This window comes from Pseudomonas sp. PAMC 29040 (assembly GCF_003994535.1).
Taxonomy (GTDB): Bacteria; Pseudomonadota; Gammaproteobacteria; order Pseudomonadales; family Pseudomonadaceae; genus Aquipseudomonas; species Aquipseudomonas paraversuta.
Window position 1 is genome coordinate 247,531 of the sequence record NZ_RZAA01000003.1, and the last position, 19,133, is coordinate 266,663.

Below are 19,133 nucleotides of genomic sequence, written 5' to 3' on the forward strand. Positions count from 1 at the left end.
ACAATGGGCATCCGCAGCTTTAATCCTGTGCTGTGCGGGCAAGCGCGCGATCGAGTGTGGCTTGGGAGAACTCCACGGCGTGCCGGCTGACCCACTCCAGGGCCAGGGTCTCGATATTTTCAAGGGGCAGGCTCTGTGGATGCTGGAGGCGGTAATAGTGCTCGATCTGGCACACCTGTTCGCCCATGCGCGCACCAAACAGTGTCTGCTCATCGGTAAAAACGACGCCGACCCGATAACCTGCAGGCTGTTTCTCGCACCAGGCTATATAGCCCGGGTAGCGTGCGGTTTCACCGAGGGTAGGCATGCACATGTCTACGGCCGTGCCCCGGCGCCAGCCTCTGTCGCTATTGCATGACACGCCGCCGAGGCTGATAGAGTGCAGCTTCTGGCGTGAAAGAGAAGGTTGTTCGCGGGGTGTTATCTCAACAGGAACATCATCCGGGTGAGGTAAGAAACGACCCATGTATGCACACTCCCAGTGCCAGCACTTTGATATTGTTTTCGTGAGTATAGTGATTGAAATGGAACTGACTGACTTTGATGCGGATCAGCGTCTACTGGCGCTGCCCGGGACCTCGCTGGTGGTGTTTACCGGCGCCGGATGCTCGGCGTGTCGCACGGCGCGCAAAATGTTGCCCGAGATGCAGTTACCCATCGATCGACTGTGCTGGATTGACGCAGGTGACAATGGCGGTCTGGTCCAGCGGTACGGGATTTTTCATCTGCCGAGCCTGTTCGTTGTGTGTGACGGGGCGTTTTATGGTGAATTGAAATCGCGTTTGAGCGAGGGTGAGCTGGCGCACCACATTCGCCTGGCTTTGCTGCTTGAGCCTGACGAGCTACCTTGAATCGGTGTTTCAAGCCGGACTGAACCTGTGGAGGCGACATGAGCAAAGGCTTAAAGGGCAAGCTGGTGCTGGCCATATCTTCCAGGGCGCTGTTCGATCTGAGCGTTAGCCACCAGGTGTATCTGGCGCAAGGCATCGAGGCTTACCGTCAGTATCAGATCGAGCATGAAGATGAGGTGCTGGAGCCGGGCGATGCATTCGCGCTGGTCAAAAAACTCCTCAGTTTCAACGCCAGCCTCGGCCATGAGCGGGTCGAGGTGGTACTGGTGTCGCGCAACAGTGCAGACACCGGGCTGCGGGTATTCAATTCTATCCAGCACTATGGCCTGGGTATCTCCCGGGCGGCATTTTCCGGTGGCCGCAACCCCCATGCGTATCTCAGTGCGTTTGGTTGTGACCTGTTTCTGTCGACCCATGCCCAGGATGTGCGCAGCGCGCTGGACGCCGGCTTTGCGGCGGCAACGATCCTTTCCGGAGGCGCGCGACGTGCCGAGAGCAACGAATTGCGTATCGCCTTCGACGGTGATGCGGTTTTGTTTTCCGATGAATCCGAGCGGGTTTTCCAGTCCGGGGGCCTTGAGGCGTTTCAATCCCTGGAGCGTGAAGCGGCTCGCAGCCCGTTGCGTGGCGGACCGTTCAAGGGCTTCCTGGAGGCCTTGAACCTGTTGCAGCGCGAGTTCCCTGACGATACCTGCCCGATCCGTACCGCGCTGGTGACTGCGCGCTCGGCGCCCGCCCACGAGCGGGTGATCCGTACATTGCGCGATTGGGACATTCGTCTGGACGAATCCCTGTTTCTCGGTGGTCTGGATAAATCCGCGTTTCTCGAGGCCTTTGCTGCCGATGTGTTTTTTGATGATCAGGCGGGTCATTGTGAAAGGGCGCGTCAAGTTGTCGCCACCGGCCATGTACCCCACGGCATAAGCAATGAGTCCAGGGACCTTGCCCCTGAGTAGGGGCAAGGTGTAAGTCATCGTGTGGCTCATCGTACTTGTCCGGGCGCTGCTAAGCTGACTCCATCTCGGCCCATTCAGGCAGTCGGGGAGGTCGCATGATTCGCTCGATACTGTATGCCACGGACCTCGGAATTTACGCTCCGGTTGTAATGCAGCATGCATTGGGGCTGGCCCACAGCTTCAATGCCGATTTGTATGTGGTGCATGTGGTTGAGCCCATGGGGCTGTTTGCCGAGTCGGTATTGCAAAGCTATCTCGATGAACAGGCTCTGAACGCACTGCACCAGCAGGGTATCAGCACCATGCTTGGCAATATTGAACACCGGATAGTTGATAGCCTGCGTGACGAATTGGCCGAGAGGCAGCAGGAACTGGCCTTGATTCGCTCGGTCAAGGTGATTCAGGGGGAGCCTTCGCAGGTCATTCTGGAACAGTCGCAAAGGCTTGCAGTGGATCTGCTGATTCTCGGCAGTCATGGCCAGCCATCGGGGGACATTACCCATCTAGGGCGCACAGCTGCCCGGGTTGTCGAGTTGGCGCAGATGCCGGTGTATCTGGTACCGCTGTTGCAGCGTCGCCGTCCCACAGACGGGTGAAGGTGTAGAGCAGAAAATTGATAAAAAAGTTCTAGATTTATTGTTCTTACCTTCCATATAGTTATATATCGCCGCCGATACCCTGGCGCCTATTTGCTTTGAGGGATGCATATGAAGCTTCAACAATTGCGCTACATCTGGGAAGTGGCGCACCACGACCTCAACGTTTCGGCCACCGCGCAGAGCCTTTACACCTCACAGCCGGGTATCAGCAAACAGATCCGCTTGCTTGAAGACGAGTTGGGCGTGGAGGTGTTTGCCCGCAGTGGTAAACATCTGACCCGCGTGACGCCTGCTGGTGAGCGCATCATCACCACCGCCGGCGAGATTTTGCGCAAGGTCGAAAGCATCAAGCAAATTGCCCAGGAATTTTCCAACGAGAAAAAAGGCACCCTGTCGATTGCCACAACCCACACTCAGGCGCGCTATGCATTGCCGCCGGTGATCAGCAATTTCATCAAGCAGTACCCGGATGTTGCCCTGCATATGCATCAGGGTTCGCCAATGCAAATTGCCGAGATGGCCGCTGACGGTACCGTCGACTTTGCAATTGCCACTGAGGCCCTGGAACTGTTCGGCGATCTGGTGATGATGCCTTGCTATCGCTGGAACCGCTGCGTAGTGGTGCCTCAGGGTCACCCGCTGGCCAAGTTGCCAAAGCTGACACTCGAAGCGCTGGCTGAATACCCGATCGTGACCTACGTATTTGGCTTCACCGGTCGTTCCAAACTCGACGAAGCATTCAGCCATCGCGGTTTGACTCCGAAAGTGGTGTTTACCGCCGCGGATGCTGACGTGATCAAAACCTACGTGCGTCTGGGCCTGGGTGTAGGCATCGTGGCCAAAATGGCCGTGGATGCCAATCTCGACAAGGATCTGGTGGTACTGGATGCCAGCGAACTGTTTGAGTCCAGCATCACCAAAATCGGCTTCCGCCGTGGTACGTTCCTGCGCGGTTTCATGTGCGACTTTATTGAAAAATTCGCGCCGCACCTGACCCGCGAAGTGATGGCCAAAGCCATCCAGTGCCACAACAAACAGGAACTGGAAGACCTGTTTGAAGGCGTTGAACTGCCGGTGCACTAAGGCTGGCTGTAGCCGCTGCCCTGGCAGCGGCTACAGGCCCCCCCCCCCCGATTTTATTGCTCTGCGTTGCGCGTGTGCCGGTACTGGCTCACGGCGTCATAGACCGCCTTGCGCAGGCGGTTGATGCCGCCAATCGGCCGATGTTCTTCAATGCCATGCCAGGGGCTGAAGGACAGGTTGTCACAGGCCAGATTCTGCGCTGGCGTGTCGAAGTCCTGGGCAGGCACCTTGATCCTGGCCACCGTTTCGAAAGGCGCGTCTGACTCTTTCCATTCAATGCTGGTGTCTTCGATCGGCATGAAGCGGTTGGCATTCTGGCGCTGGATTTGCAACACGAAACACGCCGGCACCCGGTCAGTGGACAACTGCTGGCTCAAGGCATTGCGCAGGAAGTTGGGCAGCTTCTGATTTTGCTCCGCCAGGGTGTAGGCCGGGCAGCTGTCAGGATCAGGTGCCACGCGGTATTTGGCATTGGCGCTGCCGAACTTGTAAGGCGAAACCGAAAAGTAGGTTGTTTGCGTCGGGCTGGCCGGGGCAGGCGCCAGGGTGGCCAGCGCGATAAACAAGTGACGGACTTGCCAGCTGCGCGGGTCCCATGAAGGGAAGAATGCCATAGCCTTCTGACCATCGGCCTGGGCAGCTATGTTCTGACGATACTCGGCGACGTCGCTGACGAAGAAATTGGCATGGTTAAACATCACAAAGTCTTGTTCGGCCCGACCCTGCTGGCCGGGTAATAACTGAGCCCCCGGAACGTCCTGCAACTTGATCGCCATGCCCCGCGCATCGCGGATGCTGTCGAATTGCGGGTAAGCGTTGCCGTTGGACAGACGCATTACGGCTTGCCAGGTATGACCCGGGGTGGCAAACACCCCTTGGCGCAATGCCGGCTCCAGGTCATCCAGTACCTGTACTTGCGCCTTGACGCAGCCATGGGCCTTGGCGTGGGCATCACGCAAATACCGGGTGTTCTCGCGGTGCTGGTCGACGATCTTGATCGCCGTGCGGATGGTGTCCTGAGTCATCGCCGCTTCACCAGCCGGGATCTGCTCCTGGGCCGCCACCGGGCCACGGTGCTGCCAGGCAAACCAGCCGGTGGCCAATGCCCAGCCGAGCAGTCCCAGGGTTATTACAATCAGCAGCAGCTTGCCCAGCCAGGAGCCGAGGCGAAGCCAGAGTGCGGTCAACATGCAGATATCCTTTTAGCAAAATCCTGGGGGCGTTGAAGGCCCTTCATTCGTTGGGTAACTGTTGTTCGAGCGGGCCACCGAGTACTTTCAGGTACTCCAGCAATGCCCAGCGCTCCTGGGGTTGCAGCAGGCGGCCGATCACCCCGTTACCACGGGGGCCGGCGCGGAACTCGTGACCGCTGTTGTGGTTGCCACTGATGCGGGTATCGAGCACAAATCCGCCGTCAAAGGCTTCCGTGCGATAGCCCAGGTGGCGGGGGTCGTACTCGAAACTGCCGCGATAGAAGGTTTCGGCGCGCTCTGACTGTGGCGAAAGCAACTGATACACCGTAGGCACCGAGCCATTGTGCAGGAACGGCGCCGTGGCCCAGATCCCGTCCAGCGGCCGTGCCTTGTAGGCGCGCAGTTCCATCACCCCGATCGGCAGGCCAAAGCCATTCAGACGGTCCTGTTCCTGCGGGCCGATGCCGGCCTCTTGGTAGGCATGTTTTTCAACAAAGGCGGTGACATAGGCCAGGCCTTTGGCCACCGACAGTTTGCCCAGGTCCAGCGGCGCATCGCTCTTGGGATACAGGTCCACATTCATGCTGGCCAGCTCGGCCGGGTCCCATTGCAGGGCGCGCAGGTCGTAACGATTGTCAGCGATGTTGTTGGCGGTATTGGGGTCGGTACCTATCACTTCTACAGGCAGCATTTTCAGTTGCTTGACCAGCCGGCCGTTCTCTTCAACTACGGCAGGCACATGGCAGCCGGCGCAATTTTCAGTGAACAGCGCACGCCCTTTGGCCGCCAGGGGGCGATCAATGGCGCCGAACAGTTCTTCGGGCCAGACCGGGGGCTTGAGCCTTTGCAGGGTTTGTTCGATCAGGTGCAAGTCTTGAACCCGCACACTCGATGGATAACGCGCATCGCCCTGCAGGGGTTGGCCGTGGTCATCAAAGAAGTTCAGGGTCGCGCCGACCCCCAGCGCTTCGCCGATATTACGTGCCATCGGTTGCTTGGCCGAGCCGTTCCACTGTACCCAGTCGAACGTCCACATGTCCCACAGGTGCGGGTAGTCCACTGGGGCGTTGGCCACCCGGTAGTTGTCGGGTGAAATCGCATCGCCGAAGCTGGCATTGGCAATCCGGCCGAAGGCATCGGTACGGCCCGGCCCCTCCAGGGTTGGATAGAGTCCGCGATGGGTGTCATTCCAGGCCACGGCCAGGAAGTTATCCAGCGACACCTTGAAGTCTTTGCGCAGTTGTTGGTGCTGCGCTGGGTACTGATCGCCCAGAACCTTGCGGGCGAAGCGCTCGAATTTCCATGGGTTGTAGTAGGTGGCTGCGAGGCTGGCGACCAGCGCCTGGCCGAAGCTGCCGCCACGCAGGGTCGGAACGCTGGAGGGCAATACGTGTTGTGCGGGGGCACCATCGATGCGCAGGGCCTGGCCTTTGAAGCGCAGTTCACCGGTATGGCAGGCGGCGCAGGTGATATCCAGATATTGCACCTTGCTGCCCGGGTTTTGATGGCGGGTGAAACCCACTGGCAAGTTGCCGGGATTGGCGGCACTGGCTTGCTGTTGGGGATCGATCAAAAATCCGAAGCGGGCCAGATATTCGGGCGCGGCGAACGATTGTTTGGAAAAGGGCAGTTCAAGGGCGCTGAACCAGTCGTAATGCAGGCCTTTAACTTGCGTGCCCTGGGGCGTGTAGTAATAGGCTTGCCGGTCAGCCGGGCTCCATTGATCGAGGAAGTGCAGCTGCTGCGGGGCTTGGTAGGCAGGTAGTTTCGGGTTGGCGATGAAGTAAAGCACCAGGCCCAGACACAGCGCCAGTGCCACGAACAGCACTAGCAGAACACGGTAAAACAAACGCACAGTAACGCTCCTTGTAAAATTTTTCACAGTCTTATGCCTGAGCTGCTGTCTGGCAGCAAGCAGCCATGTAATCTCATGCCTATGATATGAGCGAGGTTTACAGCTTCTCTGATATGTAAGTAAAAGATACGGGAAATATGAATTGTGCCCGGACAGAGCTCAGGCCGTGAACTTATCCACGATTAGGCCCTCTCATGCCGGTAGCCATTGGTCGCGGCCGCCTGATAAGCTCGCGGCTTTACTCGATTGCCCATTTGGCGCATGAACAAGGAAAAAGCATGAAACAGCATAGGTTGGCGGCAGCTGTGGCCCTGGTAAGCCTGGTACTGGCGGGTTGTGATTCGCAGACCAGCGTAGAGCTGAAAACCCCGGCGCAAAAAGCCTCTTACGGCATCGGCCTGAACATGGGCAAAAGCCTGGCTCAGGAAGGCATGGACGATCTGGATTCCAAGGCAGTAGCCCTGGGTATCGAAGACGCCGTCGGCAAGAAAGATCAAAAGCTTAAAGATGACGAACTGATCGAAGCGTTTGCAGCCCTGCAAAAACGTGCGGAAGAACGTCTGACCAAAATGAGTGAAGAAGCCTCTACTGCAGGCAAAAAATTCCTGGAAGAAAATGGCAAGAAAGCCGGTGTTGTAACTACCGCTTCGGGCCTGCAATACGAAGTGATCAAAAAAGCCGACGGCCCACAGCCTAAAGCTACCGACGTAGTGACTGTTCACTACGAAGGCAAGCTGATCGACGGCAAGGTTTTCGACAGCTCGGTTGAGCGTGGCAGCCCGATTGATCTGCCAGTGAGTGGCGTGATTCCGGGTTGGGTTGAAGGTCTGCAACTGATGCATGTTGGCGAGAAGTACAAGCTGTACATTCCTAGCGAGCTGGCTTACGGCGCGCAAAGCCCGAGCCCGGCGATCCCGGCCAACTCGGTGCTGGTATTCGATCTGGAACTGCTGGGTATCAAAGACCCTGCAAAGCCTGAGCAAAACGCAGCCCAGTAATCTGCTTTTGCCCGCACAACGCCCCGTCTCGACGGGGCGTTGTCGTTTCTGCAGTGCCATTGGCGATCCATGCCGGCCTGATCAGTCAGCGACAAAATGTCCCAGATGCTTGCTGGCTAGTGGTTGCTGACCGCCAAGTCAATGAATTTATGGGATTTTTTATGTGTGTAAAAAATGCCCGATCTGAGCGCAGCCCTTATAGAACGTGGCTTTCAGCCGTGAAAATCAGCTCTGTTCACAAGGTTATCCACAATTTGTGTGGATAACATTTGCCGGCTATCCCCAGGTTTTCGCCTGTCTTGCATGAATTCGCTCCTCCAGATCAAAAACCCCAGAGACCTTGGCGGCTGTTAGGATTAAGCTTCTAAGGAAAGTTCCGACTCGATTTACAAAGAAGTCTGACGGGGTTTGGTAAATGGATGTCCAAGTAATCAAGCTTAATGGCGAACCTGAATACGCAGTCCTGCCATGGGCAAGCTATCAGGCGCTACTCAAAGCCGCAGGTCTCGATGATCAGGCGGCCCCCCCTACGGCACTACAAACACCTGAGACCGAATCACAGCCACCTGAACCCGATCAGGTGTTGCCCGGGCTCGATCAGTTGCGTGGTCTTCGCGAAAGCAAGGGCCTGGCCCTTGAAGTCCTGGCCCGTACTGTAGGCATTAGCCCTTCCTATCTGGTAATGATTGAAACCGGTGAGCGTCTGCCTGATCTCGCCATTCGTCGCAGCTTGGCCTGGGAGATGGGTGTTCCGGGCTGGAGGGAAACATCATGAATGTACGCATCAGTCGTCAACACTGGGATGGGTTACTGGCTGAGCTTGATAAAGCACGTCAACAACGCCACTTGCTGACTTACCGTGCATTGCTGGAGCGATTGCAGTTACCGAGCCCGGCGATGTTGACGCTGACTGCCGCCCTTGAACATCTGGCGGCAATGGATGCCAAGGCTGATCAGCCGTTACGCAGTTCACTGGTGATCAGCCAGGGTGCCAGTCGTTTGCCCCGCACCGGTTTTTTTGAGTGCGTGGAGCGCCTGGGTCGCTTTGCCGGGCCGCCGGATGGTGTTGCTGCCGCGTCGTGGCACGCGTCTGAAGTGGTTCGAGTGTTTGAATACACTTACGAACATGAGGAGGCCTGAGTGCTAGGTCGGCTCAAGGCACGTCTGGGCTACGGGGTTGCCCGCAAGTTGTTCCACCAGTCCTGGTGTGTGCGTCAGCCGCGCATCTGGGGCTGGATGGAGGGGCAGTTTGCACGGATGTCCAACCTGGGGGATACCGGGGCTCAAAGCTTCTATGGCCATATCCTGGCTTTTCGCGGCCAGGGGCTGGGGGCTCGAGAGGAGGGCGTGCGCTTGTTGCGCCTGGCGGCTCAGGGCGGTGATGCCAAGGCGGCGTACCAGCTAGGGGTGTTCAGCCTGGCGGGTACCACCGTTAATCGCCCGGATGCATCAGAAGCGGCGCGCTGGTGGGCGATGGCGGCCAAGGCCGGACATCCACTGGCCACCCTTAAACTGGCTGAGTTGTATCAGCGGGGTGGGCCTGGTTTGTTGCCTGATCCGCAACTGGCCAGGCACTACCAGCCTTAGGGTATATTTTTGCCAATAAAAAGGGCGGGCCGTGTTATGCGGTCCGCCCTTTTTACATCGTTGTCCCCGCCCTGCAGGAGCTCGCTCCTGCAGCTGTGTGGCGGGTTTTATTTCTTGGCTACCTGCGAGCTGAGCTTGAGGTAGTCCAGCAGAATCCGCCCGGTCTCACTCAGGTAGGCGTCGTCTTCCGGTTTGGTCTTTTCAGGTTCAACCGGCAGTGCATCTTCGTCTTCTTTCTTCATTTCCTTGAGTGGCGCTTCGCCTTTGGCCTTGCGACGGGCGTTCTCCATCACCAGCTGCTTGGCATCGATATCGGCGTGCTGGGCACGACGTTCGGCTTCGTTCAGGCTGACGGTTTTCTCGGCCATCAATTTATCGGCCAGGGCCAGCTTGTCGCGAATGAAGATGAACTCGGCATCTTTGGCCACCCGTGCATCGTGCTCGGCTTTGAGCTGATCAATGTAGGGTTTGAACGGGTCAACAGCCGGCTTGATGGCAGGACGAATGGTGTCCCACGGCATCGCTTCAGGCAGAGCGCTTTCGCCAATTTCCTTGGTGTCGATTATCGACGGGAAGGCCACGTCAGGCAGTACCCCCTGATGCTGGGTGCTCTGGCCGGAAACCCGGTAGAACTTGGCCAGGGTCAGTTTCAGCTCGCCATGGTTCAGCGGCTGGATGGTTTGCACCGTCCCTTTGCCGAACGTTTGACCGCCGATAATCAGCGCACGATGGTAGTCCTGCATGGCACCGGCGAAAATCTCCGAGGCCGAAGCTGACAGGCGATTGACCAGCAACGCCATCGGGCCTTTGTAGAAGGCGCCCGGATTTTCGTCTTCAAGGACGTCCACCTTGCCGTCGGCATTACGCACCAGCACCGTTGGCCCTTTGTCGATAAACAGGCTGGTCAGCTCGGTAGCTTCCTGCAGCGAACCACCGCCGTTGTTGCGCAGGTCGATGATCACGCCATCGACTTTTTCTTTCTGCAACTCGGTCAGCAGTTTTTTAACGTCGCGGGTGGTGCTCTTGTAGTTCGGGTCGCCCGCACGGAAGGCTTTGAAGTCCAGGTAGAAGGCTGGAATTTCAATGACCCCCAGCTTGTAGTTCTTGCCATCCTGCTTGAGGTTCAGGATCGACTTTTTCGCCGCCTGCTCTTCAAGTTTCACCGCTTCGCGGGTAATGGACACAATCTTGCTGGTCTGGTCATTTGGCGCGTTGCTCGCCGGAATCACTTCCAGGCGGACCACGGAGCCTTTAGGGCCACGAATCAGTTTGACCACTTCGTCCAGGCGCCAGCCAATGACGTCGACCATCTCTTTATCGCCTTGGGCGACACCGATGATCTTGTCGGCCGGAGCCACCTGCTTGGTTTTGTCGGCAGGGCCCGCGGGCACCAGACGCACGATTTTCACCTGGTCGTTATCGCTCTGCAACACGGCGCCAATGCCTTCCAGCGACAGGCTCATGTTGATGTCGAAGTTTTCCGCGTTATCCGGTGACAGATAGTTGGTGTGCGGATCGTAAGACATGGCGAAGGTGTTGATGTAGGCCTGGAAGATGTCTTCACTGCGGGTCTGATCCAGGCGCGACAGCTGGTTCTTGTAGCGCTTGGTCAGCAGTTCCTGAATTTTCGCAGGCTCTTTGCCGGCGATCTTCAGGCGCAGGACTTCGTCCTTGATGCGTTTGCGCCACAGGTCATCGAGCTCGGCTTCGGTCTTGAGCCATGGAGCGTCCTTGCGGTCGATCTGCAAGGTTTCCTTGGCGTTGAAGTCGAACGAATCAACACCCTTGTTCAGCTCGGCAAGTGCGAAGTCCAGACGCGATTTAACACGATCCAGGTAGCGCTTGTAGATGATGAAGCCGGGGTTCAGGTCGCCGCTTTTGAGGAAGTCGTCAAACTGGAATTTCCATTTGTCGAACTCGGTAATATCGCTGGCCAGGAAGTAACTGCGTGAAGGGTCGAGCAGTTTCAGATAGCTGTCATAGATGATCGCGGAACGCGCATCATCCAGAGGCGGCTTGCTGTAATGATGGCGTTTGAGCAGCTCAACGACGTTAAGACTGGCAATTACCTCATCACGATCGGGCTGAAGGTTATCCCAACTGTTAGCGGCGAACGTATTGGCCGAAAACGGCAATACGCCCAGGCCAATGAATAGGGCAAGTGCGGTGCTAGGGAATAAATGCTTCATGCTGATTCGACGCGGGGGCAATTGATAACGCATATTAGGCCGTCTTTGAAGTCGCCGGTTCCGTTAAGGACCGGCCGCATAATGCAAGAAGCCCGGTGCAACAGCGCCGGGCTCAGTCCAGACTCACTATGGAGGCACTGTGAAAGCATTGCAAGGCGTTGAAGGTCAAGTGAAGTGGGTTGAAGAGCCAAGCCCCACCTGTGATGTAGGGCAAATTCGGATTCGCGTGGCGGCAGCGGGCCTCAATCGGGCCGACTTGCTGCAAAGCGCGGGGATGTATCCGCCGCCGCCTGGCGCCAGTCAGTTTCTGGGCCTTGAGTGTTCGGGGGTGGTCAGTGAAGTTGGCCCCGGTTCTTCGTGGCAAGTCGGTGACCGGGTTTGTGCCCTGTTGGCCGGCGGCGGCATGGCCCAGGAAGTGGTCGTGGATGCCCGTCACGCCCTGCCGGTGCCTGAAGGATTGTCACTGGCGCAGGCGGCAGCATTGCCTGAGGTGTACAGCACTGCGTGGCTGAACCTGTTTCAACTGGCGGGTCTCAAGCCGGGAGAGAAAGTGTTATTGCACGCCGGTGCGAGTGGTGTTGGTTCAGCGGCCATTCAGCTGTGCAAGGCGTTTGGCAGCCCGTGCTGGGTGAGCGTCGGTTCCGCTGAGCGACTGGCCTACTGCGAGGCGCTGGGAGCCCAGGGCGGTGTGCTTCGGGCCGATGGGCTTGAGGGGTTGAAAGCCTTTGGGCCGTTCGATGTGGTACTGGACCCGGTGGGTGCCAACTACGCCGAATCCAACCTCAAACTGCTGGCCCTGGACGGACGCTGGGTGCTGATCGGTTTGATGGGCGGTCGCAAGGCCGAGCTGGATCTGGCCCTGGTGCTGGGCAAACGTATCCAGTTGCTGGGTTCGACCCTGCGCACTCGAGACGATCAGTTCAAGGCTGACTTGCTCAGCGATCTGAACCAGCAGGTATGGCCATTGTTTAGCGAAGGTCGTCTAAGCCCGCAATTGGCCAGGGCTTACCCGATGGAAGAGGCCCAGCAGGCGTATGCCGAATTGGCCAGCAATCAGGTATCGGGCAAACTGGTGGTGGTCATTGACCCGAGTCTGATCTAAACCGCCTTTTCTTCTCTGCAGGAGCGAGCTGCTCAAAACGCCCACGAAGAGCTCGTGGGCACGCTCGCTCCGGCAGGAGGGAAGGTTATTTCCAGTGATGGACCGGCCACCCGGCCTCTTCTGCATGTGCTCGTAGCACCGGATCGGGGTTGACCGCGTGCGGGTGATCGACCTTGAGCAACAGCGGCAAGTCGTTGCGTGAATCGGAGTAGAAGCTCGCGCCTTCGAGGTTTTCTTCTTCGGCGTCCAGCCATTCAAGCAAGCGGGTGATCTTGCCTTCGCGGTAAGTCAGGGTGCCCAGGGTTTTGCCCGTATAGATGCCACCCTTTACTTCAAGCTCGATCCCGAGCACTTCATCGATTCCCAGCCGCTCGGCAATGGGTTTGACCAGGTGTGTGCCCGAGGCCGAGATCACCAGAATCCGGTCACCGGCCTTGCGATGTGCAGCAATGGTTTTAGTTGCGTCGCTGAAGATGATCGGCTCGATGTAGTCCTCAACCCAGGGCCCGACCAAGTGCGCGACTTCTTCGGGAGTGCGACCTATCAACGGCTCCAGGCTAAAGTCCATGAAGTCCTCCATCGCCAGTTTGCCCTGGCCATAGGCCTCCATCAGTTGGTTGTTGCGCTGCATGAACGACTGCGGATCGACCCAGCCCAGGCGGCCCATCTGCTCGCTCCACAAGGTGGCGCAGTCGCCGTGAATCAGGGTTTCGTCCAGATCAAAAATTGCCAGGGCCATCAGCGCAACTCTCTCTTCAAAGTGTTTAAAGGCATCAGGCTACCTCACAAAGGGTGCTGCTATCGATGGACAATGCCACGCGCTGACCATCCGGATACAGATCTGCGGGAGAGCGGTTGAGCACGTCAACGATCAATTCCACGCCACGGACCTCTACGCGATAGCGAATCACATTGCCCAACAGGCTGTGGTTGCGGATAAGGGTGTCTGCCTCGCCTTGCAGGCTCAGGCCCAGGGTTTCCGGGCGTATGGCGATGCGGCTGTTGACCGGACGCTGCAGCAGGCGGCTGGCAGTGTCGGCGTCCAGCAGGTTGTAGTTGCCGATAAACCCGGCGGCGAATACATCCACCGGCGCGGCGTACAGGGTTTGCGCATTGCCGCTCTGCACAATGCGCCCCTGGTTCATCAAAAAGATGCGGTCACTCATGACCAGCGCTTCTTCCTGGTCGTGGGTGACGAAAATGGTGGTCAGCCCCAGCTCGCGCTGAATGTTGCGGATCTGCTCACGCAGGTGCTTGCGAATACGTGCGTCCAGCGCCGACAGCGGCTCATCCAGCAGCAACAGGCGAGGGCGGGTGACCAGCGAGCGGGCCAGGGCCACACGCTGGCACTGGCCGCCTGACAGCTGATGGGGATAGCGCTTGGCGAAGTCATTGAGCTCCACCAGTTGCAACACCTCGGCCACGCGTTTGTGGCTGTCATCGGGTTTGACTTTTTGCATGCGCAAGCCAAACGCCACGTTTTGCTCGACGGTCATGTTGGGGAACAGGGCATAACTCTGGAACACCATGCCGATCCCGCGCTTTTGCGGGCTCAGCGGCACAATGTCCTCGCCATCGAGGAGGATCCGGCCGCCGTCCACCGGGGTAAGCCCGGCGATGCAGCGCAGCAGCGTGGACTTGCCGCAGCCCGAGGGGCCGAGCAGGGTGACGAACTCGCCTTTGGCGATGCTGCAATTGATATCGCTGAAGACCGGGGTGCCGGAATAGGATTTCTGCAGGTGTTCAACGCTGACGAAGCTCATTGGCTTTTGTCCTTGTTCAGGAAGGTGGCAACCCAGGTCAGCACCAGTACAAAGAGGAAGTAGGAGATCACCAGCGCACTGGTGAAGTGACCACTGCTGTTACGCATGTTGTTCAGGAACACCTGCAGGGTTTCGTAGCGGGTGCCCACCAGAATATTGGCAAACACAAACTCGCCGAACAGGAACGAGAACGACAGCAGCAGGGCCACCATCAGGCCTTTACGCAAGTTGGGCAGAACCACCAGGAAGGCGGCCTGCCAGGTGCTGGCGCCGAGCAGTTGGGCGGCATCCATCAGGTCGCGCAGATTAATCGCCTGCAGGTTGTTGGTGATTGCCCGGTACATGAACGGCAGCGCCACGGTGAAGTAGCAGCCAATCAGAATCCACGGCGTACCGACCATGGCTAGCGGGCCCGAGCCATAGAGTTGCAGCAGGCCCACCGATGACACCACCGGTGGTACGGCGAAGGGCAGCAGGATCAGGATGTTCATCAGCGCGTCGAGTTTGGGGAAGTGGTAATGCACCACAAACAGCAACGGCAAAATCAGGATCACCGACAGCACCAGCGCTGCCACGCAGACCAGCAGTGACTGGCCGAAGGCCGCCAGAAAACGCGGATCGCCCCATAGCTGGTTGTACCACTTGAAGGTGAAACCGCTGGGCAATACGGTCGCCGACCAACTGCTGGCGATGGAGTAAATCAGGGTGCCGGCCAGCGGCAGGATCAGAATGAGCAGCAGCACATACACCACGCTGCGGTGGTAAAGGCTGGCCGGGGCGGATTCAGCGCGCGACATGGTAGCTCCTCTTTAACAGCCACTGATGCACCAGGGTTACCAGAGTCATCAACCCCAGCAGAATCACCGCCAGGGCGCTGGCCATGTTGGGATCAAGGCTGATGTCGCCCGAGACCATTGCCGCAATCCGGATTGGCAATACGTTGAAGTTGCCGGTGGTCAGGGCGTAGACCGTGGCATAGGCGCCAAGGGCGTTGGCCAGCAGAATGACAAAGGTGCCGAGCAGGGCCGGAGTCAATACCGGCAGGCCGATATGCCGCCAGAATTGCCAGCTGCTGGCGCCCAGCAATGAAGCCGATTCGCGCCAATCTTCGCGCAGGGCATCAAACGCCGGATACAGCAGCAATACGCCGAGGGGGATCTGGAAATAGGTGTACAGAATGATCAGGCCGGTTTTGGAATAGAGGTTGAAATCCTCGATGATCCCCGCCTGTTTGAGCATGATCGTTATGCTGCCGTTGAAGCCCAGCAAAATGATGAATGCGAAAGCCAGCGGCACCCCTGAAAAGTTGCTGGTCATGTTGGCGAATGCGTTGACGAAGTTGCGCAGCCGCGAGTCCACCTTGCGCAGCGAGTAACTGCCCAGAACGGCGATCACGATGCCGAACAGGCTGGACCAGAAACTGATTTCCAGACTGTGCTGGATGGCTTGCAAGTAGAACTTCGAGTTGAAAATCTTGTTGAAGTTGGCCAGGCCCCAGCCGCTGTCCTGCGATTGCACGCTGTGAATCAGTACCCACAGCAGCGGAGCGATTTGAAATACGAAAAAAAATACTGCGAAGGGTACCAAGCACAACAGCGCCAGCCATTTACCCCGGCTCATGCTGTGGGCCTCAGCAAGTCGCGGCAGACCGGTTTGTCATGGGTAACCCCCAGCAGTTCGCAGATGGTGCCGCACAGCTCTGTCTGCCCGGGCGTGACATCCGGGTTCAGGCTGAACGCCTCGCCGAGCACGAACAGCGGTACCTCCCGCTCTTCGGGCAAGATGCCGTTGTGCGAGCGGTCGTTGTTCATGCCATGGTCGGCGGTGACCAGTACCTGATAGCCGGCCTCAAGCCAGCCTTGCAGGTAGTCGGCCAGAATGATGTCGGCCGAGCGGGCACTGTTGCGGTATTGCGGGGTGTCGAGACCGTGCTTGTGCCCGGCGTCGTCGATATTCATGGGGTGGACCAGCAGAAAATTCGGTGAACACTCAAGACGCAGGCTTTCAGCGTCGGCGAACAGGTGAGAGTCGGGGTAATGGTCGCTCCAGTAGAAATGCCCGTGCTGGATCGGCAAATCGGCGCCCCGGGTATGACGGTCGCGCGCGATCACGAAGGGCGAGCGGTTATACAGTTCACTGACCCAGTGATAGGCCGCCGCTGCGGTGGTCAGTCCACCTTCACGGGCGTAATGGAACACGCTGCGTTGACTGGACAGGCGCGACACATTGTTGTGCACGATGCCGCTTGCAATGGGTGGCACCCCGGTGAGGATGCACTCATAGAGCGGCCGCGACAGAGCAGGCAGTTCGCAGGTGAGTTTATAAAGGGCGGCGCGTCCTGCCCCGACATAGGCCTGTAAATGCCCCATGGCCAGGCGGGCGACCTCATAGTTCAGGCCGTCGAGTACAACCAGGATGACGTTGTGTTTCATGTACGACGACTCCACAAAACCTGTAGGAGCGAGCTTGCTCGCGAGCTTTACGTTGTTGCGTTGAAAGAGCTCGTGAGCAAGCTCGCTCCTGCACAGATCAAAGCTGCAGGGTTACTGCATATTGATAATGACTTCTTCCTGCCACTGCTGTGGCAGCGCCTTGGAGGTTTTTTCCCATGCGGCGGGGTCTTTGATCGGAGTCACGGTTTTGTACTGCTCGTTAGGCAGCAACTTGGCCTGGACCTCAGCCGGCAGCTTCAGGTGCTCGGCGCGAATCGGCCGTGCATTGCCCCGCGCCAGATTGGTCTGGCCGGCATCGCTGAAAATGAATTCCCGGGTCAGCTTGGCGGCATTCGGATGCTTGGCGTACTTGTTGATGATGGTGGTGTAGCCGGAAATCACCGAGCCATCAGAAGGGATCAGCACAATGTAGTCATCCGGCTTGACCATCTTGTCGCGGTAGCTCAGACCGTTGAAGTCCCAGACCACGCCCACTTCCACTTCGCCTTTTTCCATGGTGGCGATGGTCGGGTTGGCCAGCGACAGGCGACCTTGCTTGGCAATGTCGGCAAACATCAGCAAGGCAGGCTGAATGTTTTTTTCATCCCCGCCGTTGGCCAGGGCTGCCGCCAGTACACCGTTTGCCGCCTGGGCTGCGGTGCTGACGTCACCGATGGAGACTTTGTATTTGCCGGTCTTCAGGTCGGACCACTTGGTGGGGGCTTCGGAGCCATGCAGCAGTTTTTTGTTGATGATGAACGCGATGGTGCCGGTATACGCCAGGGCCCAGTTGCCGTCCTTGTCCTTGGCCCACTCGGGGATCTGCTCCCAGGTAGTCGGCTTGTACGGCTGGGTCACGCCCTTGGCCACGGCAATGGGGCCGAAGGCAGCACCGACGTCACCGATATCGGCGCTGGCATTGTCTTTTTCAGCATCGAACTTGGCCACTTCCTGGGCCGAACTCATGTCGGTGTCGATGTGCTTGAGGCCATACAGCTTGTTCAGGTCAGCCCAAGTGCCTTTCCAGTTGGCCCAGTCATCGGGCATGCCGACACTGTTGACTGCCCCTTCGGCCCTAGCAGCGGCTTCGAGGGTTTTCAAGTCCACATCGCCAGCCATGGCCGAAGTGCATAGGGCGATGCTGGTGCCTAACAGTGATGCCAGGAAAAACTGTTTCATCCGAAGCTCCTTGGGCGTTTTCAACGCTGGGTTTTATTGCTCTTTTGCGGTGGGTTGGTCTAGGTCAGCAATACCTGAGCCAAGTTAAGGGGCGGTCATGACACTTTGATGTCGGCATTGATTGTGCAACTCGATTTAATGGCCCTTCCTGAGGCACCGGCTTAGCGTAGACCATGGCTAAAGCCCCGGATGGTATGGCCTTGGCGGATAAACTGAAGGTGAGTGTCATCCAACAGTCATCTGCACTGCCTAGGCTGCTAGCTTCAAGAGTTGATGGTTTCGCAGGCCAAGCCTGCCCACATTTGGTGCTGGACTAGTCCAGATAGGTAACATTGATGCGAGAGGGTGCACCCAAAGCGGTGACAGCGATCGGCCGCGCGCTGCAAGAGCAAATTGAACACGGCCTGCTGGCGTGTGGCAGCCAACTGCCGGCGGAGCGCAAACTCAGTGAGTTGTTTGCCACCACCCGGGTCACCGTGCGCGAGGCGTTGTTACAGCTCGAATCCCAGGGCCTGGTCTATCGTGAGGAACGGCGTGGCTGGTTTGTGTCGCCGCCGCGCCTGGCCTACAACCTTATGCAGCGCAGTCACTTTCACGCCATGGTCAGTGCCCAGGGCAGGGTGCCGACCACCGAGGTGATTTCGGCGCGTTTGCAGCCGGCTTCTGCTGCGGTGTGTGAGCGCCTGCAACTGCCGGCGCTGTCCAGCGTGATCCGCATATGTCGGGGGCGGCGGATTGATGGTCGCCTGGTGTTGTATGTAGAGCACTACCTGAACCCGCAATACTTCCCGCAGATCCTGGCGTATGACCTCACGCAGTCGATCACCGAGCTGTATGCCCGGCATTACGACTTGCATTACGGTCGGGTGCGATTTGAGATAGTGCCCACCGCATTGCCGCTGGAAGCTGCGGCCACGCTCAAAGTATCTGCGGGCAGTCCGGGCCTGAGAATTGCCCGGATCAATTACGACCAGCACGAGCGTCTGATCGACTGCGATCTGGAGTACTGGCGACATGATGCAATTCATATCGGAGTGGACGTCGCCGAACGTTGAACCCCGATTGAGCTTGCCTTGCGATGGCAACCGCTGAATCCCATCGCTGGCAAGCCAGCTCCCACAGGATCTGCAAGCGACGCCCCGCACTCTGTAGGAGCGAGCTTGCCTCGCGATGGCATTCGCTGAATCCCATCCCTGGCAAGCCAGCTCCCACAGGAGCTACAAGCGACGCCCCGCACTCTGTAGGAGCGAGCTTGTCTCGCGATGGCATTCGCTGAATCCCATCGCTGGCAAGCCAGCTCCCACAGGATCTGCAAGCGACGCCCCGTACTTTGTAGGAGCGAGCTT

Annotated in this window: 20 protein-coding genes; 10 read left to right on the plus strand and 10 right to left on the minus strand. The window is 58.1% G+C overall.

The window, feature by feature from the left end:
* Positions 1-19 precede the first annotated feature (19 nt).
* Positions 20-466: a PilZ domain-containing protein gene (locus WG29040_RS06520; RefSeq protein ID WP_029612824.1), complete on the minus strand. Its 447-nt coding sequence runs from the start codon at positions 464-466 to the stop codon at positions 20-22.
* Between WG29040_RS06520 and WG29040_RS06525 the strand changes: the two genes are divergently transcribed.
* The 4 genes from WG29040_RS06525 (at position 465) to cysB (ending at position 3,489) form a co-directional block, all read left to right on the plus strand.
* Positions 465-851 carry a co-chaperone YbbN gene (locus WG29040_RS06525; RefSeq protein ID WP_003446838.1) on the plus strand — a complete coding sequence of 129 codons (387 nt, stop codon included), beginning with the start codon at positions 465-467 and terminating at the stop codon, positions 849-851. The two genes, WG29040_RS06520 and WG29040_RS06525, sit on opposite strands and share 2 nt — an antisense overlap.
* A 38-nt stretch (positions 852-889) precedes the next feature.
* Entirely contained in the window at positions 890-1,807 is a 918-nt protein-coding gene (locus WG29040_RS06530) for a 5'-nucleotidase (protein WP_003446840.1), read from the plus strand.
* A 95-nt stretch (positions 1,808-1,902) separates the two neighbouring features.
* On the plus strand, positions 1,903-2,403 hold the full coding sequence (locus tag WG29040_RS06535; protein WP_127195887.1) for a universal stress protein: 501 nt from the start codon (positions 1,903-1,905) through the stop codon (positions 2,401-2,403).
* A gap of 111 nt (positions 2,404-2,514) precedes the next feature.
* Positions 2,515-3,489: an HTH-type transcriptional regulator CysB gene (cysB, locus tag WG29040_RS06540; RefSeq protein ID WP_003446844.1), complete on the plus strand. Its 975-nt coding sequence runs from the start codon at positions 2,515-2,517 to the stop codon at positions 3,487-3,489.
* A gap of 53 nt (positions 3,490-3,542) precedes the next feature.
* Here cysB and WG29040_RS06545 read toward each other — a convergent pair whose 3' ends face one another.
* On the minus strand, positions 3,543-4,679 hold the full coding sequence (locus WG29040_RS06545) for a catalase family protein (protein WP_003446846.1): 1,137 nt from the start codon (positions 4,677-4,679) through the stop codon (positions 3,543-3,545).
* Between the two features lie 43 nt (positions 4,680-4,722).
* Complete coding sequence (locus WG29040_RS06550) at positions 4,723-6,537, minus strand: di-heme-cytochrome C peroxidase (RefSeq protein WP_127195888.1); 1,815 nt, start codon at positions 6,535-6,537, stop codon at positions 4,723-4,725.
* Positions 6,538-6,815: 278 nt separating this feature from the next.
* On the opposite strand from WG29040_RS06550, the gene WG29040_RS06555 reads away from it, so the two are divergent.
* The 4 genes from WG29040_RS06555 to WG29040_RS06570 all read left to right on the plus strand — a co-directional run bounded on the left by WG29040_RS06555 (position 6,816) and on the right by WG29040_RS06570 (position 9,122).
* A complete protein-coding gene (locus WG29040_RS06555; protein WP_010656991.1) occupies positions 6,816-7,535 on the plus strand; it encodes an FKBP-type peptidyl-prolyl cis-trans isomerase in 720 nt (239 codons plus the stop codon).
* 415 nt (positions 7,536-7,950) lie between these two features.
* On the plus strand, positions 7,951-8,310 hold the full coding sequence (locus WG29040_RS06560) for a helix-turn-helix transcriptional regulator (protein WP_003446850.1): 360 nt from the start codon (positions 7,951-7,953) through the stop codon (positions 8,308-8,310).
* A complete protein-coding gene (locus WG29040_RS06565) occupies positions 8,307-8,675 on the plus strand; it encodes a hypothetical protein (RefSeq protein WP_003446852.1) in 369 nt (122 codons plus the stop codon). The genes WG29040_RS06560 and WG29040_RS06565 overlap by 4 nt, the downstream gene beginning before the upstream one ends.
* Positions 8,676-9,122 (plus strand): tetratricopeptide repeat protein, encoded by a 447-nt coding sequence (locus WG29040_RS06570; RefSeq protein WP_003446854.1) that lies wholly within the window; start codon positions 8,676-8,678, stop codon positions 9,120-9,122.
* A 107-nt stretch (positions 9,123-9,229) separates the two neighbouring features.
* Here the strand turns inward: WG29040_RS06570 and WG29040_RS06575 are convergent, their stop codons facing one another.
* Positions 9,230-11,311: a carboxy terminal-processing peptidase gene (locus WG29040_RS06575; protein ID WP_177412934.1), complete on the minus strand. Its 2,082-nt coding sequence runs from the start codon at positions 11,309-11,311 to the stop codon at positions 9,230-9,232.
* A gap of 139 nt (positions 11,312-11,450) precedes the next feature.
* Between WG29040_RS06575 and WG29040_RS06580 the strand changes: the two genes are divergently transcribed.
* Complete coding sequence (locus WG29040_RS06580; RefSeq protein ID WP_003446858.1) at positions 11,451-12,413, plus strand: NAD(P)H-quinone oxidoreductase; 963 nt, start codon at positions 11,451-11,453, stop codon at positions 12,411-12,413.
* A gap of 85 nt (positions 12,414-12,498) precedes the next feature.
* Here the strand turns inward: WG29040_RS06580 and WG29040_RS06585 are convergent, their stop codons facing one another.
* The 6 genes from WG29040_RS06585 to WG29040_RS06610 all read right to left on the minus strand — a co-directional run bounded on the left by WG29040_RS06585 (position 12,499) and on the right by WG29040_RS06610 (position 17,787).
* On the minus strand, positions 12,499-13,152 hold the full coding sequence (locus WG29040_RS06585) for an HAD family phosphatase (protein ID WP_003446860.1): 654 nt from the start codon (positions 13,150-13,152) through the stop codon (positions 12,499-12,501).
* A 34-nt stretch (positions 13,153-13,186) separates the two neighbouring features.
* Positions 13,187-14,176, minus strand: a complete 990-nt coding sequence (locus WG29040_RS06590) for an ABC transporter ATP-binding protein (protein WP_003446861.1) — start codon at positions 14,174-14,176, stop codon at positions 13,187-13,189.
* Positions 14,173-14,973, minus strand: a complete 801-nt coding sequence (locus WG29040_RS06595; RefSeq protein ID WP_003446863.1) for an ABC transporter permease — start codon at positions 14,971-14,973, stop codon at positions 14,173-14,175. Before WG29040_RS06595 ends, WG29040_RS06590 begins: the two co-directional genes overlap by 4 nt.
* A complete protein-coding gene (locus tag WG29040_RS06600; RefSeq protein ID WP_127195889.1) occupies positions 14,960-15,796 on the minus strand; it encodes an ABC transporter permease subunit in 837 nt (278 codons plus the stop codon). Before WG29040_RS06600 ends, WG29040_RS06595 begins: the two co-directional genes overlap by 14 nt.
* A complete protein-coding gene (locus WG29040_RS06605) occupies positions 15,793-16,608 on the minus strand; it encodes an alkaline phosphatase family protein (RefSeq protein WP_010656988.1) in 816 nt (271 codons plus the stop codon). Before WG29040_RS06605 ends, WG29040_RS06600 begins: the two co-directional genes overlap by 4 nt.
* Before the next feature lie 111 nt (positions 16,609-16,719).
* On the minus strand, positions 16,720-17,787 hold the full coding sequence (locus WG29040_RS06610) for an ABC transporter substrate-binding protein (protein WP_003446874.1): 1,068 nt from the start codon (positions 17,785-17,787) through the stop codon (positions 16,720-16,722).
* Between the two features lie 335 nt (positions 17,788-18,122).
* On the opposite strand from WG29040_RS06610, the gene WG29040_RS06615 reads away from it, so the two are divergent.
* A complete protein-coding gene (locus WG29040_RS06615; protein ID WP_003446875.1) occupies positions 18,123-18,842 on the plus strand; it encodes a UTRA domain-containing protein in 720 nt (239 codons plus the stop codon).
* Positions 18,843-19,133: the final 291 nt, after the last annotated feature.